This is a genomic window from Burkholderia sp. Bp9143, assembly GCF_003853645.1.
Lineage (GTDB): Bacteria > Pseudomonadota > Gammaproteobacteria > Burkholderiales > Burkholderiaceae > Burkholderia.
In genome coordinates this window covers 25,056-39,599 of sequence record NZ_QTPO01000046.1, presented here as the reverse complement: position 1 = coordinate 39,599, position 14,544 = coordinate 25,056, and the positions used below count along the sequence as shown (strand labels likewise).

General features: G+C 63.9%; 13 protein-coding genes. 10 read left to right on the top strand and 3 right to left on the bottom strand.

The genetic code is table 11. The annotated features are described in order from the left end of the window. Positions 1–367 precede the first annotated feature (367 nt). Positions 368–2,689, top strand: a complete 2,322-nt coding sequence (gene bamA / locus DIE23_RS29190; protein ID WP_409364261.1) for an outer membrane protein assembly factor BamA — start codon at positions 368–370, stop codon at positions 2,687–2,689. Positions 2,690–2,781: 92 nt separating this feature from the next. On the opposite strand, the gene DIE23_RS29185 is transcribed toward bamA, so the two are convergent. After that, entirely contained in the window at positions 2,782–3,732 is a 951-nt protein-coding gene (locus DIE23_RS29185) for a winged helix-turn-helix domain-containing protein (RefSeq protein WP_260436198.1), read from the bottom strand. Between DIE23_RS29185 and DIE23_RS29180 the strand changes: the two genes are divergently transcribed. The 5 genes from DIE23_RS29180 to DIE23_RS29155 all read left to right on the top strand — a co-directional run bounded on the left by DIE23_RS29180 (position 3,733) and on the right by DIE23_RS29155 (position 7,486). Continuing rightward, the gene (locus DIE23_RS29180; RefSeq protein WP_124615275.1) at positions 3,733–5,217 is read left to right on the top strand and encodes an ATP-binding protein; all 1,485 of its coding nucleotides are present in this window, start codon (positions 3,733–3,735) and stop codon (positions 5,215–5,217) included. Beyond that, positions 5,207–5,917: a response regulator gene (locus tag DIE23_RS29175; protein WP_124615274.1), complete on the top strand. Its 711-nt coding sequence runs from the start codon at positions 5,207–5,209 to the stop codon at positions 5,915–5,917. The genes DIE23_RS29180 and DIE23_RS29175 overlap by 11 nt, the downstream gene beginning before the upstream one ends. A gap of 304 nt (positions 5,918–6,221) precedes the next feature. Continuing rightward, the gene (locus DIE23_RS29170) at positions 6,222–6,701 is read left to right on the top strand and encodes an RcnB family protein (RefSeq protein WP_260436197.1); all 480 of its coding nucleotides are present in this window, start codon (positions 6,222–6,224) and stop codon (positions 6,699–6,701) included. Positions 6,702–6,958: 257 nt separating this feature from the next. After that, positions 6,959–7,198, top strand: a complete 240-nt coding sequence (locus tag DIE23_RS29160; protein ID WP_124615272.1) for a hypothetical protein — start codon at positions 6,959–6,961, stop codon at positions 7,196–7,198. 141 nt (positions 7,199–7,339) lie between these two features. Continuing rightward, positions 7,340–7,486 carry a DUF3096 domain-containing protein gene (locus tag DIE23_RS29155; RefSeq protein WP_124615271.1) on the top strand — a complete coding sequence of 49 codons (147 nt, stop codon included), beginning with the start codon at positions 7,340–7,342 and terminating at the stop codon, positions 7,484–7,486. 51 nt (positions 7,487–7,537) lie between these two features. Here DIE23_RS29155 and DIE23_RS29150 read toward each other — a convergent pair whose 3' ends face one another. Further along, the gene (locus DIE23_RS29150) at positions 7,538–9,346 is read right to left on the bottom strand and encodes an alkaline phosphatase (RefSeq protein WP_124615305.1); all 1,809 of its coding nucleotides are present in this window, start codon (positions 9,344–9,346) and stop codon (positions 7,538–7,540) included. Between the two features lie 396 nt (positions 9,347–9,742). Here DIE23_RS29150 and DIE23_RS29145 point away from each other — a divergent pair, with 396 nt between their 5' ends. The 3 genes from DIE23_RS29145 to DIE23_RS29135 all read left to right on the top strand — a co-directional run bounded on the left by DIE23_RS29145 (position 9,743) and on the right by DIE23_RS29135 (position 13,678). Next, on the top strand, positions 9,743–12,187 hold the full coding sequence (locus DIE23_RS29145; RefSeq protein WP_124615270.1) for an AsmA family protein: 2,445 nt from the start codon (positions 9,743–9,745) through the stop codon (positions 12,185–12,187). A gap of 174 nt (positions 12,188–12,361) precedes the next feature. Next, a complete protein-coding gene (locus DIE23_RS29140) occupies positions 12,362–12,496 on the top strand; it encodes an entericidin A/B family lipoprotein (RefSeq protein WP_124615269.1) in 135 nt (44 codons plus the stop codon). Positions 12,497–12,664: 168 nt separating this feature from the next. Next, positions 12,665–13,678 (top strand): hypothetical protein, encoded by a 1,014-nt coding sequence (locus tag DIE23_RS29135; protein WP_124615268.1) that lies wholly within the window; start codon positions 12,665–12,667, stop codon positions 13,676–13,678. A gap of 30 nt (positions 13,679–13,708) precedes the next feature. On the opposite strand, the gene DIE23_RS29130 is transcribed toward DIE23_RS29135, so the two are convergent. After that, entirely contained in the window at positions 13,709–14,089 is a 381-nt protein-coding gene (locus tag DIE23_RS29130; protein WP_124615267.1) for a hypothetical protein, read from the bottom strand. On the opposite strand from DIE23_RS29130, the gene DIE23_RS29125 reads away from it, so the two are divergent. Further along, entirely contained in the window at positions 14,088–14,387 is a 300-nt protein-coding gene (locus tag DIE23_RS29125; protein ID WP_124615266.1) for an H-NS family nucleoid-associated regulatory protein, read from the top strand. The genes DIE23_RS29130 and DIE23_RS29125 overlap by 2 nt on opposite strands. Positions 14,388–14,544 lie beyond the last annotated feature (157 nt).

The following is a 14,544-nucleotide window of genomic DNA, read 5'->3' as shown; positions in this document are numbered from 1 at the left end:
TGGGAAGCGAACGAGCAGGTGCCGTCCTCGCGGTGCCCGGCTCGCCGTGAGACCGGCATCGGCGATCCCGGTCGAAGCGCATTAGAGCGCAACGCGCGGTGCAGTGGATTTACACAGTCGTGCATAGATGTTTCGGCACGTTACGTCGGCGATCGGTTATCGACGCAACCGCGGCGCAGCGCCGTCGCGGCCTCGCCCGTCTCGGACATGCGTCGCGACCCGCTGCACGCACCCGTGCGGCGTCGGCATTGCACCGCGCAGGTCTTCACGCGGGAAACATGGGGAAATCGAATGAAACGCGCGTCCAATCGCGGTGTAACCGAAGCGGCACGGCCGGCTCCTACACTTGGCCGCTCGACTTTCATCGATGATCCGCATGTTCAATCAAGCACTGAAGCGATTTGCCGCACCGGGTGTGCTGCTGTCCGGCGCAATCGCGTCCGGTTACGCGCATGGCGCGCAGCCGGCGACGATTCGCGATATCCGTATCAACGGGCTGAAGCGCATCGAAGCGCGCACGATCGGCGCGTACCTGCCGGTCAGGATCGGCGATACGTTCACGGAAGAACGGGGGACGGCACTCATTCGCGCGTTGTATGCGACGGGCTTCTTCAGCGACGTCAAGATGTCGATCGGCGATGGTGTGCTCGTGATCGACGTGATCGAGCGGCCGACGATCGCCGAGGTCGATTTCGACGGCACCCGCGAATTCGACAAGGACAATCTGAACAAGGCGATGAAGGCCGTCGGACTGGCGCCGGGCATGCCCTACGACCGCGCGCTGCTGCAGCGGGCCGAGCAGGAACTGAAGCGCCAGTACCTGACGCGCGGCTACTACGCGGCCGAGGTGAAGACCACGGTCACGCCGCTCGATGCGTACCGCGTCGCGCTGCTGTTCTCGGTCGCGGAAGGCCCGAGCGCGAAGATTCGCCAGGTGAACTTCATCGGCAACAAGGCGTTTTCCACGAGCACGCTGCTCGGAGAAATGCAGCTGTCGACGCCGACTTGGTCGAGCTGGTACACGAAGAACGACCTGTACTCGAAGGAAAAGCTGACGGGCGACCTCGAAAACGTCCGTGCGTACTACCTGAACCGCGGCTATCTCGAGTTCGCCATCGATTCGACGCAAGTCTCGATTTCGCCGGACCGGAAGGACATGTACCTGACGCTCTCCGTTCACGAAGGCGAGCCGTACACCGTATCGGACATCCGGCTGTCAGGCGATCTCCTCGGTCGCGACGCCGAACTGCGCGGGCTGGTGACCGTGAAGGCGGGCGACCGCTTCTCGGCGGACAAGCTGCAGCAGACGACGAAGGCGATCGTCGACAAGCTCGGCGAGTACGGCTATGCGTTCGCGAAGGTGAACGCGCAGCCCGATATCGATCGGGCGGCACACAGGGTCGGCCTGACGCTCGCGGTGGATCCGGGCAAGCGCGTCTACGTGCGCCACGTGAACATCGTCGGCAACTCGCGTACGCGCGACGAGGTGATCCGCCGCGAGATGCGCCAGTTCGAGGACGCGTGGTTCGACTCGAACCGGATCACGCTGTCGAAGGACCGGGTCAACCGGCTCGGCTACTTCACCGACGTCGACGTGACGACCGCGCCGGTCGAAGGAACGGCGGATCAGGTCGACCTGCAGGTGAAGGTCGCCGAGAAACCGACCGGATCGATCACGCTCGGCGGCGGGCTGTCGTCGTCGGACAAGGTCGTGCTGACGGCCGGCGTGACGCAGGACAACGTATTCGGCTCGGGCACGAGCCTCGGGGTGACCGTGAATACCGCGAAGAGCTACCGGACGCTGACGGTCACGCAGACCGACCCGTACTTCACGATCGACGGCATCCAGCGGATCACGAGCGTCTATTACCGGACGACGTTTCCGCTCTATTACTCGTCGTCGAGCGACACCAGCTTCCGGATCGTCACGGCCGGCGCGAACATGAAGTTCGGGATTCCGTTCTCCGAGGCGGACAGGGTCTATTTCGGCACGGGGATCGAGCAGCACCGGTTGAGGACCGACTCGAGCACGCCGCAGAGCTATCTCGACTACGTCAATTCGTTCGGCAACGTGTCGACCACCGTGCCGGTATCGGTCAGCTGGTCACGCGATGCGCGCGACAGTGCGCTGACACCGAGCCACGGCTATTACATGCAGGCGTCGTCCGAATACGGGACGCCGGTCACGAAGACGCAATACTACAAGGCCGACGTCAACGCCCAGTATTACTATTCGTTCGCGCGTGGCTACGTGCTCGGCTTCAACGTGCAGGGCGGCTACGGTGCCGGACTGGGCGGCAAGCCGTACCCGATCTTCGAGAACTACTACGCGGGCGGGATCGGCTCCGTGCGCGGCTACGAGACGAGTTCGCTCGGCCCGCGCGACACGAAGACCGGCGATTCGATCGGCGGATCGAAGCTCGTCGTGGGCAACATCGAGCTGTCGATTCCGCTGCCGGGATCGGGTTACGATCGCACGTTGCGCGTGTTTACGTTCGTCGACGGCGGCAACGTCTGGGGCAACGAAGGCAGCAGCACGGGTGCGAACGGACTGCGATATTCGTATGGCGCGGGGCTGTCGTGGATCTCGCCGATCGGGCCGTTGAAGTTGAGTCTCGGTTTTCCGATCGTGCGCCACAGCGACGACCAATACCAGAAGTTCCAGTTTCAGATCGGCACGTCGTTCTGAAGCAGGCCGCGAAGGCGCCCGCTGGGTCCGGCGGGTGCCGGCAGCGGGTTCGACGGTTCAGGTATCGAGGGAGGCGTCGGATCCGGCGGAGATCATCGCGTGAATCGCAACGACGCCGGGTGCGGCACGAAAATGTAGCCCTTGCCGCGCATCGTCTGTATGTAGCGATGGCTGTCCGAGGCCTGCTCGATCAGCGCGCGCAGCCGGAACACCAGCACGTCGAGCCCGCGTTCCGATTGCTCGAGTGCGGTCTTGCCGAGCAGCGACAGCATGTTCGTCCTGGTCAGCGCGCGCATCGGATGCAGGACGAATACCTTGAGCAGCGCGAATTCGCTCTCGCGCAGGCCGAGATCCTGGCCTGCCCGGTAAACGCGCCGTGCGAGAAAATCCACTTCGATATCGCCGAACCGGTAGCACTCGCGTATTTCGGGTGTGGCCTGCGGGCTCGCGTTGAAGCGTCGCAGCACGCTGCGAATCCGCGCGGCCAACTCGGTCGGGTTGATCGGGTCGACCAGATAATCGTCCGCCCCGAACTCGAGCGCGAGGACCTTGTCCGCGATGTCCGGCGAACGGCTGAGCACGATCACCGGCATGTCGTGGCCGGCCTGGCGCAGGCGGCCGATCGTCCCGTGCGCGTCGCTGACCGGCTGGTCGGCCCGCAGTACGATGGCGGACGGTATCTCCTTCTCCATGCGGGCCAGCAGCAACGATGCGTCGTACAGGACGGACATCTCGATCTGGTACTTGTGAAAACAGGCGCGAAGCATGTCGCGCACGGTATGGTCGGGTTCGACGACGAGGATATGGGTAGTCATGGCGATTCGACGATCGGGGTGGTCGAAAGGAGGGCGCGGCGCATCGCGACCGGTGGCCGGGCGTGCTGAAATGCTGTAATGCCGGATGCGTTGCAGCTTAGGAACCAATTGCGGAATGAGAATGGGTAAATTGAGGAGAAATTGTGGAAATCGTGTGCGGGGCGCCACGCGCTGGAACAATTTGGGGACAATCCCGGCACGACGCGCGTCAGGCGCGCTGAATCGCATATGAAACTCGGCATCGCATCGAAACTGTTCCTCGCCATCCTCGTGCCGTGCGCCGTTGCGGCCGTCGCAATGGGCGTGGCGCAGCGGATCAGTTTCGAGAACAACTTCCGCGACTACGTGACGAGCCGCAACGCGACACGCAGCGATCAGCTCGCGCAGCGTCTCGAACGCACCTATGCGACACACGGGAACTGGACGTTCGTGACCGACGGCCCAGGGGCATGGGGCGGCTTCACCGATGCGACCGACGGCGGCCAGTTCGATGCGCCACCTGGTCCGCCGGGGCCGCCGAAGATGGCGGACGCGCCGGCCGACGGGCCCGGGGGATTGTTCCCGCCGCCGCCCGATCGTCGTGCGTTGCCGGATGGTGCGATGCCCGACCTGCGCTGGACGCCGCCGGCGATCCTGTACGACGCGGACCGGCGGCGCATCGCGGGCTTCGGGCCGCCGCCGCCGCCGGGTGCGCAGCTGCGTCCGCTGAAGGTTGACGGCAAGACGGTCGGCTGGCTGTTTGCCGATGACCGGCGGGGTCCGTTCCATGCCGCCGATCTGCAATTCCGGGCGGAGCAGCTGCGGATGACCTGGATCATCGTCGGCGCGGCGGCCTTGCTGGCGGCGCTGCTCGCGGTCGTGCTCACGCGCGCGTTCCTTGCCCCCGTGAGGCGCATGGTCGATGCGGGCCACCTGCTCGCGAGCGGCGACTACACGGTGCGGATTCCCGAACTGGGCGGCGACGAGTTTGGCCAGCTAGCCGGCGATTTCAACCAGCTGGCGGCATCGCTCGAATCGTCCGCGCGGGCGCGCCGCGATTTCATCGCCGATATTTCCCATGAACTGCGCACGCCGCTCGCGATCCTGCGCGGTGAGCTCGAGGCGCTCGAAGACGGTGTTCGTCCGCCGAGTGCCGCGACGTTCGCGTCGCTGCAGGCGGAAATCTCGATGCTGAACCAGTTGATCAGCGATCTCCACGAGTTGTCGCTCGCCGACATCGGTGCATTGACGTTCGAGCGCCTGCCTGTCGATCTCGCGCACCTCGCGGAGGGAGCGGCCGAGGCGTTCCGCGAGCGGCTCGCGTCGAAGCGGCTCGATCTCGAGCTGGAGATTCCGGCGGAGCCGACACGGATTTCCGGCGATCCGTACCGTCTGACGCAATTGATGCAGAACCTGCTCGAAAACGCGCTGCGCTACACCGATCCGGGAGGCAAGGTGCGCGTCGCGGCCGAGTCCGGCGACGGCTGGTTGAATGTCGACGTGCAGGACTCCTTCCCTGCGGTCCCCGAACCGCTGCTACCCCATCTGTTCGACCGCCTGTTCCGCGTCGACGCGTCGCGCAGCCGACAGAGCGGCGGCTCGGGGCTCGGGCTTGCGCTGTGCAAGCACATCGTCGATGCGCATGGCGGTACGATCGACGCAAGGCGCTCGCCGTACGGCGGGCTATGGATTCGCATGCGCTTTCCTCTGGCCGGTTTGCCCCATGAACACTGACGCGACACCCGCCCATATCCTCATCGTCGAAGACGAGCCGAAACTGTCGGCGCTGCTCGCCGACTACCTGAAGGCGGAGGGCTACGAGACCCGCATCCTTGCGGACGGACGCGAGGTGGTGCCGCACGTGCAACGGCACGAGCCGTCGCTGGTGCTGCTCGACCTGATGCTGCCTGGCCGTGGCGGGCTCGACGTGTGCCGCGAACTGCGGACGTTTTCGGCGGTGCCGATCGTCATGCTGACCGCGCGGGTCGACGAGATCGATCGCCTGCTCGGTCTCGAACTGGGCGCCGACGATTACGTGTGCAAGCCGTTCAGCCCGCGCGAGGTCGTCGCGCGGGTCAAGGCAATCCTGCGGCGCGTTGACGGCACGATTCGCCCGGCACGCGCGGGCGAACCTTCTCCGTTCGTCGTCGATCCGGACCATCACATCGCCCGGCTCGACGGCAAGGATCTGAACCTGACGCCGGTCGAGCTGCGGCTGCTGTCGCTGTTGCGATCGACGCCGGGGCGGATCTATCCGCGCGACCAGTTGCTGCGCCGGCTGTATGACGATCACCGGGTCGTGACCGACCGGACCGTCGACAGCCACGTGAAGAACCTGCGGCGCAAGCTGCAGGCCGTGCGTCCCGATCACGACTTCATCCGTTCGATCTACGGCGTCGGGTACCGGTTCGAACTCGACGGCGACGGGAGCTGATAGCCACGACGTCCGACGGACGGATCGTTCGCGATGCGCGTGGTCCGTGTTCGATCGCGCCCGGGCGGCCGGCGCATGCGCGGCAGCGATTCCGTGCCGCGGCGCCGTGCGTACTTCAGCGCCGACACATGAAACCGTTTGTTCGTCGAATTCCCCCTGATCGCGCCGGATCGGCCGAAGCGCTTGCCGGTTTGTTTGCGGCGAGGTCATCTGCGGAAGTCAGGGGTAATCCGCCGTAACCATCCCCGTGCCTGCTTTTGGGAGCATACGCCGTGTCGTATTTGCTTCCGGGAGGACAAACATCTTGAAAAAGCAGGCAATGATTCTTCTCGTCGCGGCGAGCATGTCGAGCATGCCGTTTGCCACGTTTGCGCAACAAGGCACGGACAGCGATCGCCCCGACGCAGTCCCCGGCCATCAACAGCATGACAATCCGGGCCGCCCGGACGTACCGCCGCCCGGTAACCATGCAGGCCGTCCCGACGGGCCGCCGCCCGGGAACCACGCAGGCCGTCCCGATGGGCCGCCCCCGGGAGAGCATGCCGATCGTCCCGATGGACCGCCTCATCGCATGGCCGGCCCTGTTCCGCACAGCGACTGGCATCGCGGCGGGCGCGTGCCGAATGACTACCGTGGGCAGCAGTACGTGCTCGACGACTGGCGGGCACATGATCTTCAACCTCCACCCTCGGGTTACCAGTGGCTGCAGGTCAATGGCGACTTCGTGCTGGCGGCGATCGCGACCGGCGTGATCGCGAGCGTTCTGCTTGGCCCGCATCACTGACCGACACAGGAGACGGCAATGAGAAAGACGCTTGCAATCGTTGGTCTGAGCGCACTGATGCTGATGCTCGGCGGATGCTGCTGGTGGCCATACTGTTTCGGTCCGGGCGGCCCCGGTGGTCCTGGCGGCCCGGGCGGGCATGGCGGTCCGGGCGGCCCGGGCGGGCATGGCGGTCCGGGCGGATACGGCGGTGGGGGAGGCGGCCCTGGCGGCGGCCCGCAGGGCGCGATCGTCTTGCCGCGGTCGTCGACGCTGGCTTGACACCCGACTGCTCCGGCAGCCTGCGAGTTGCCGGCCATGATGTCGCCGGAGAACAGGCGGGATCTGACGATGCGCGATCCCGCCTGGAAAACGTGAAGAAAGTGCCGGAGATCCTGCGCGGCTCCGCATCGATGATGGCGGAGACCGAACGCAGGCGATTGCGCGGACCGCCAATTCGAAGAAGCGGCGCAGCATGCGCCGAGCCGGGCACGGAAATCGCTCCGATCAGCAAATGAACGCTGCACAGACAAACGTCCGTGGTTCAGGCCGCCTGCATCGGTAAGAATCTCCCGCACACGCGGGGAATCGCGTGCAGCGTTGAAAAAGAGCGGTGACGAAGCACAAGTTGATGCCGTACGGTGTCAAGGGGCAACGCCATGCACGCATTTACGAATTGGAGCCCATTGGTCTCGCTGATCGCCGGAATTCTGATTCTGGTGGTCCCGCGCCTGCTGAATTACATCGTTGCAATCTATCTGATCGTCATAGGGTTGCTCGGGCTTTTCGCCGGACATATCCACTGACGAGTCGCCTGGCCATACGGTCTTCGGCAACGAACCCAGGCGCGTCGGAATCTAGATCTGTTCGACGCGCACCTCGGCTGAATCCTTGGGCACGGTCAATCGCGTGCGGCCAAGCAGTGCATCCGCGGGCGCGGTTCCGTCCGGGTTCAACGGCGTCACCTTGTTGAACGTGACGGAAAAGTATTCCGGCGTGACGGTGGCCGACGCATAACCCTGCGCGTCGTGGTCGGCGTGGCACAGGTCGGGGTTGTTCGCCATCAGGAAGCGGTCGAGTTTGGCCGGGGTGGCTGCCATCGGCGCCAGCGGTGTACCGTTCCATGCGACTTTCATGTAGGAATAGAAGGACGCGCTGCTGATGCCGGCGCAGACGAAATCGACGATCACCGGCACTCCGGTCGCGGGATCGGGATCGTCCCGCACGACACCGCACTGAAATGCATGCAGATCCCCGGTGATCGCGACGACGTTACGGACCCCGTGCTCCCTCAAGTAAGCGAGCAGTTCGTGCTTGTGCGCGGGATAGCCGTCCCAGGCGTCGCAATCGACCACGAGGCGGGCCGCCGGTGTCTTGGGTGCGCCCGGCATCACGAGCCACAGACGGTTCAACATCACCTCGTTGCCCCACACCTTCCAGGTTGCCGGCGAGCCCTTCATCGCGGCTTTCCACCATTGCGTCTGTTCCGGACCGAGCATCGACGGCGGGCGGCCCAGCTGCTCGGAATCGCGCGCCTCGTAACGTTGCAGCACGTCCTGCTTGACGAAGTAGCGCGAGCCGGCTGCGTCGTCCCCATGCACCGGGTCGTGCCCGTGCGCGCGTGCGATGGCTGCCTCGCTCACGACATGGTCGTCGCGATACAGCCGCTCGTCCGTCATCACCAGGTGCATTAGCATACCGAAACGAAAATCGCGGTAGATGCGAATGTTCGTGAACGACGGATTGTCCGGCTCGAAGCGCACATCGCCCCAATCCACCGGCATGTACTCCGCCCACGCGCGACTGGCGCTGCGGCGCCGCCGGGTTTCCTGCCGCTCCTCGTTGGTGTAGACCTGATGATCCTGCCAGCAGTCGTCGGAAAATTCGTGGTCGTCCCAGATCGCGATCATCGGCAGGCGCTGGTGCAGCGTCTGGAGGCGCGGATCGGTACGATAGGTGCGATAGAGCGTCCGGTAGTCCTCCAGCGAATCGGCATACGCGCGGCCGTCCGCGAGCCGCTTGCCGTCGGGCAAGCGCAGCGGAGGATGCGCCGGCTCGGCACGGCCGGGCGGAGAGGTCCCGACCGTTTCATAGATGTAGTCGCCCACGTGGACGACGAAATCGAGATCGCGTTCGGCGGCCAGCAGCGTCATCGCCTGCCAGTGGTTGACGCTCCAGTCCTGGCAGGTGAGCCACGCGAAGCGAACCTGTTCGTTGGCCTCGTTTTCATCCGGCGCCGTGCGCGCGACTCCCGTCATGCTCACGTGGTCGCCGGCGACGAACCGGTAGTGGTAGGTCGTCTTCGGCGAGAGCGCCGTCACCTTCGCGCGCACGGTGAAGTCGTAGATGGCCAGTGCCCTCAGCGGGACGCTGGCGACGCGCGTCGAGAAATCCGGCAGCGTCGATACTTCGAGTCGTAGCGGTACCGCGCGCCCACCGCCTTTTGCGGGGTGCTGGACGCCGCGGGATACCGGCACGCATCGCGTCCAGAACACGATGGAGCGATCGCGCGGATCGCCGCTTGCGACACCTTGCGGGAATCGATCGAGGTTCGTGCGCACGGCGCCGGCCGGCAGGACCGCCCGTGGAGCGTTGTGCGTGACGGAGGCGGTTGCAGCCGCAATGGTAAAAAACGCCGACGACTTGAGGAAACGGCGACGATCCATTGATCCTCCCGATCGACATGCCGTGGGTGCGGGAAGCACTGCGGCAGGCGTCCGCTTCTCTCGCTCAACACGCTTGCCACCGCCACATGGCGCGAGCAGGTGGCGCAGTCGATCTGGAACATTACTGCGAAGATCAACGCCTGAAAAGGCGTGGGAACCCCATTTCGAACCCACGCACGCTACCTGGCGGCGGGCACCTTATCTGCAATCCCTCGACATTCCTTCACATATCGCGGATTGCCCGGAAATCCGATTTCGCGGTATCCGCCCACGGCTCGCGCAAGCGATCGGCAGGTCGAACGTGATGGTGCGTCGATATCATCAGACATGCCCATTCGAAGCGCATTCGGGAACGCGAATTGCTCGATGCCGAGTAGCAAACTCGGGGAGTGAGAAATGCATATCGGCCACACCGTCGGCAAGGCGGCCGCGTGGCTTTCCGTTGTCGTCGCCCTGGCGCTTGCGGTGCTGGTGATCGTCATGGTGACGTTCGACTGGAATAGAGCCCGGCCTTGGGTCGACGACAAGGTGTCGGACGCGATCGGACGGCAGTTCGCCATCAACGGCGACCTGCGTATCGGGTGGCGTCGGCCGGTGAGCGAGCAGGGCTGGCGTGCATGGGTGCCATGGCCACGATTCAGCGCACACAATGTCACGATCACCAATCCCGATTGGGCGCGCACGAAGTATTTCGTCACGCTGGACGAGATCAGCTTCGAAGTCGAGGCGCTGCCGCTGACGGCACGCCGCATCGTGATTCCGGCCATCGATCTGGTCAATCCGTCCGTCGACCTCGAACGCCTCAAGGACGGGCGAGTCAACTGGACGTTCAAGCTCAAGGAGCCCGCGCATCGGGGCGGATGGACGCTCGACCTTCATGAGATCGCGTTTGCCCAAGGCAATCTCGGCTACTACGACCAGCAAAAGCAATTCGACCTGAGTGCCGTGATCGACACGCTTGGCCGGCCGATTCCGTTCGACGCGGTGGTGAAGCAGCAGGAGGCGCTGGCGCACCAGGAATCGGCACAGGCCGTCGGGCCGGCAGGTCAAAAAAAGCTCGCGGCCCAGGCGCACTCCGGTGCGACGCAGCCGGTGGTTCCCGCGTCGGGTGCCGACGCGGCGTCCCGCGCATCGGCAGCGGCCTCGCAAGCGGTGGTCGCCGCTTCGCATGCCGCGGCGACGAAATCCAGCAACACGATAGCCCCGGCTCCGGCGGCGTCGAGCGCACCCAAAGCTGCCGCACCGGGTGCAACGGCCTCGGCGACAACGAGCGCATCGGCGGGCGCGGCGCCCGCGGCATCTGCCACCGTCGGCACTTACACGATCGGCTGGACCGTCAAGGGGTCCTACAAGAAGGGGGAGGTTGTCGGCAATGGCAAGATCGGCAATTTGCTGGACGTGCAGGGCACGCAACGCCCATTTCCGGTTCAGGCCGATTTGCGCTTTGGCGATACGCACCTGGCGCTCGTCGGCACGGTGACGGATCCGTCTCATCTGGCAGCGGTCGATCTCCGACTGTGGCTCGCGGGCACCAGCATGGCCCACCTGTATGAAGTCACGGGCATAACACTGCCCGAAACCTCTCCTTATGCGACCGACGGCCGTCTGGTCGGCCAACTCCGGGCGTCCGGCAACGTCTTCAAGTACGAGGACTTCACGGGACGCGTCGGCGGCAGCGATCTCAACGGCACGTTGGTGTACGTTTCGCGCGAACCGAGGCCGCTCTTGTCCGGTACGTTGCTGTCAAGGCTGCTGCAGTTCTCCGACCTTGCCCCGCTCATCGGTGCCGACACGAATGCCAGCAAGGCGCGGCGGGGCGCCGCCGTCGCGCAGCCCGCGAACAAGGCGTTGCCGGTCGAGCCATTCCGCACGGACCGCTGGAAGAAGATCGACGCCGACGTTCGGTTTACCGGGCGGCGCATCGTCAAGACCTCGAGCCTGCCGATCACCGACCTGTCGACCCATGTCGTCATGCAAGACGGCGTGCTGACGCTCAATCCGCTGAACTTTGGCGTCGCGGGCGGTACGCTTGCGTCGAACATCCATCTGGACGGTAGCGGCGTCCCGCTCAAAGGGCGGTTCACGCTGCAGGCGCGACATCTGAAACTCAAGCAACTGTTCCCGACATTCACGGTGATGCAAACAGCGCTCGGCGAGGTCAACGGCGATGCCGCGCTATCGGCCACCGGCAATTCGCCGGCGGCACTCGCCGCGACTTCCAACGGCGAAGTGAAGACATTGGTCACCGACGGCACGGTGAGTCTCTTGCTGATGGAAGCCGCCGGGCTGAACGTTGCAAACGTGGTGTACGAGAAATTGTTCGGCACACGGGACGTCAAGATCAACTGCGGCGTGGCCGATTTCGTGGTCACCAATGGCGTGCTCGACTCGCGCGTATTCGCGCTCGATACCGATGACGCGGTGATCGGCATGGACGGTAACGTGAACCTGCGAGACGAGACCATGAATCTCACGATCCATCCTCATACCAAGGGATTCCGGGTGATATCGTTGCGCTCGCCACTGTATGTCACCGGATCCTTCAAGCAACCGCACGTTGGAGTCAAGGCCGGCGCACTGATCGCACGTGGCGGGGCCGCGATCGGGCTGGGCTTGCTGAATCCCGTTGCAAGTCTGCTCGCGCTGGTGCAGCCGGGCCGTAATCGCCCGTTGCCGTGCCAGCAGATGCTGACCGACATGGAGAAGCGTCCGACGGCGCCACCACCGGGAATCCGGCAGAAGACGAAGGCTGCGCCGGCGTACATGAACGCGCTGTCGGGTGCTTCTGCGGCTTCGGCAACTTCCGCAGCTCCCGCGCCGGCTGGTGCCGAACACAAGTAGTGGTCATGAACGCCCGCTCCCGTCGGGTAGCGGGGCATGGATGAGCGCAGGTTTCTTTCAGATAGCCTTCGGGCATCTCCATCCGGCGTCGATCGGCGGTCGGTCGGGTTCTGTAGCGCTCGGCAGAGCGCCTGACATTGAATGGGTCATGTGACTTGAAGGAGGGAAAGGAAAATGAAGCGATTAATTGCGTGGATATTGATTGCCGGCATCGCCGGTCTCGCCGGCTGCAACACGGTGGCGGGCGCAGGTCAGGATATTTCCAAGGGCGGCCAGGCGATCAAGAATGAGGCACAAGAAGCCAAATAGCGGCGCCAATGAAACATGGAGACAGGTTGATCGGGAGAGCCCTCTCGCGGAGGCGGCAGCCGGAGAAGCGAGTGGGCTGATCCCTATGGTCCCTATTGTCCGAGGCCGCCTATAATCGCTGTCAGCTTGTCCGAAAAATCGTGGTTACCAAGATGAGGGGGTGTCCAAATGGGGCAGTGCCGTCGCATCTATTCGCGCTTCGTCCTCACAACCTCGATCGCCGGTCTGGCAATGCTGGCCGGCCCAGGCCTCGCGCACGCCGAGGACAGCCCTTCGAGCGTAACGCCCGGGTTCAAGCCATCGGAAAGAACGATCGACGTCTATGCGGTGTATGGCGACGGACGCGCGACCGAGGGTGGCGATATGCATTGGCGTGCGTACGAAGTCGGCTTCGGCGACGTCTTGAATGACTATCTCTCGGTCTACCTCGCGTATGTGAACGAGGGGCATCCCGCGGATCACCACCGTGATGGCTTCGCCGCCCTGGGTTCGTTTCGTTGGCCGGTCGGCAATCGCCTGGCGCTCGAATTGTCGGCGGGACCGTATTTCAGCATGGACACGACCCATGTCGACAACCAGGTGCGCAATGAAAAGCGATGGGGTGTGCGTGCCTCGGCAGCGGTGCGGTATTACGTCGTTCCCAACCGCTTCTACCTCAAGGTGCAGTACAACCACGTCCAGATGATTGGCGGATTCAATTCCGACGCGGTGCTTTTCGGCATCGGCTCGGATTTTGGCGGCGATCCTGGCCCGGCGTTTTCGGACGGCAAGACGCAGGTTGGCGTTTGGGCAGGGACGTCGCAGACGAACCGTCCTCAAGTGCCGATCGAAAAGGGATATATGGTCGAAGTCAAGCGGCCGCTCGGCAATGCGTGGGCTTATTCGGCGAGTTTCATCTACGAAGGCAACAATGGCGTCGCCGGCCGAAGAGGTGTGGCAGCGCAACTCTGGTACGTCGCGCCGATCAGGAGCAAATGGATGCTTTCGGCAGGTGTCGGTCCGTATCTCTCGCGTGATCGGAACGAGCCCTCCAGCAACACGAGACTCAATGCGTTGCTCAGCGCGCAGGTGACCTATCAGGTCACGAACGATTGGGCGGCAAGCTTGCGCTTCAATCGAGTCGCAACCGGCAACGACAAGGACCAGGACATGTTCATGGTCGGCGTGGCGCGCAATTTCTAAGGGTTAATCCTACGCGCAGGCCCATTCTGTTTAGCACGTCGAGAAGCGGCGCATTAGCCGCTTTCTACTCGAGCCTGGCGCGGCTTCGCGTTCGTCGGACAACGGTATCGACTCGAAAGCGGATATCTCTGTCTGGCCACTGCACTTTAAAGATTCGACAATTGGATCGATGTAAAGACGGTAACGCATGCTGCCGACATCGATTGATGAAACAGCAGATGCCATCCACGCGGCAGTACGGAAGCCAAAACCTGATGAGCCGCATTCCTGGTCGGCATGCGCATAGCTGCCGCTATCGATTGTCATCACCTTCGCGCATATAATGTCGATGGCGTAGTCGACGGCCTTGCGCGTCGACATACGCGGCTGTTCGGCCATTTTCCCATTTTCAAGGAATCCTTTCATATCCATGGCTACCTACCTCGAACTTAAAGCGCAGGCAGAAGCGCTGGTGCAGCAAGCGGAAAAAGCGCGGCTCGCCGAACTGGAAAGCATCATCGCGACGATGCGTGAACAGATTGCCGAATATGACATCACGCCCGATCAACTGTTTGGGCGACGCCGCTCCGCTCCATCGGGCAGCGCCGCCGCGCCGGTCGCACCGAAGTATCGCGATCCGAAAACGGGTGCGACGTGGAGCGGGCGCGGCAGGGCCCCGCAATGGATTGCAGGCGCGAAGAACCGTAATCGGTTTTTGATCGAGCAGTGAAAGGAGTCGACGGTTGAGTCCGATGCCGTCAACGCTACCCGATGGGAAATACCACGCGACGTGTCGTGAGCGGACGATCTTTGCTGCCAAGGCAATGGGACACGGCGAGGTATTTCCGGACGCCGAATTGACCGTAGTGGATGGATGGGCCACCTTC

Bases quoted from the DNA above. Each gene is read 5' to 3' on its own strand.
- DIE23_RS29155 (WP_124615271.1), top strand. From the start codon at position 7,340: ATGCACGCATTTACGAATTGGAGCCCATTGGTCTCGCTGATCGCCGGA.
- DIE23_RS29175 (WP_124615274.1), top strand. From the start codon at position 5,207: ATGAACACTGACGCGACACCCGCCCATATCCTCATCGTCGAAGACGAG.
- DIE23_RS29150 (WP_124615305.1), bottom strand. From the start codon at position 9,346: ATGGATCGTCGCCGTTTCCTCAAGTCGTCGGCGTTTTTTACCATTGCG.
- DIE23_RS29125 (WP_124615266.1), top strand. From the start codon at position 14,088: ATGGCTACCTACCTCGAACTTAAAGCGCAGGCAGAAGCGCTGGTGCAG.
- DIE23_RS29145 (WP_124615270.1), top strand. From the start codon at position 9,743: ATGCATATCGGCCACACCGTCGGCAAGGCGGCCGCGTGGCTTTCCGTT.
- DIE23_RS29135 (WP_124615268.1), top strand. From the start codon at position 12,665: ATGGGGCAGTGCCGTCGCATCTATTCGCGCTTCGTCCTCACAACCTCG.
- DIE23_RS29180 (WP_124615275.1), top strand. From the start codon at position 3,733: ATGAAACTCGGCATCGCATCGAAACTGTTCCTCGCCATCCTCGTGCCG.
- bamA (WP_409364261.1), top strand. From the start codon at position 368: ATGATCCGCATGTTCAATCAAGCACTGAAGCGATTTGCCGCACCGGGT.
- DIE23_RS29140 (WP_124615269.1), top strand. From the start codon at position 12,362: ATGAAGCGATTAATTGCGTGGATATTGATTGCCGGCATCGCCGGTCTC.
- DIE23_RS29185 (WP_260436198.1), bottom strand. From the start codon at position 3,732: ATGCGATTCAGCGCGCCTGACGCGCGTCGTGCCGGGATTGTCCCCAAA.
- DIE23_RS29130 (WP_124615267.1), bottom strand. From the start codon at position 14,089: ATGGATATGAAAGGATTCCTTGAAAATGGGAAAATGGCCGAACAGCCG.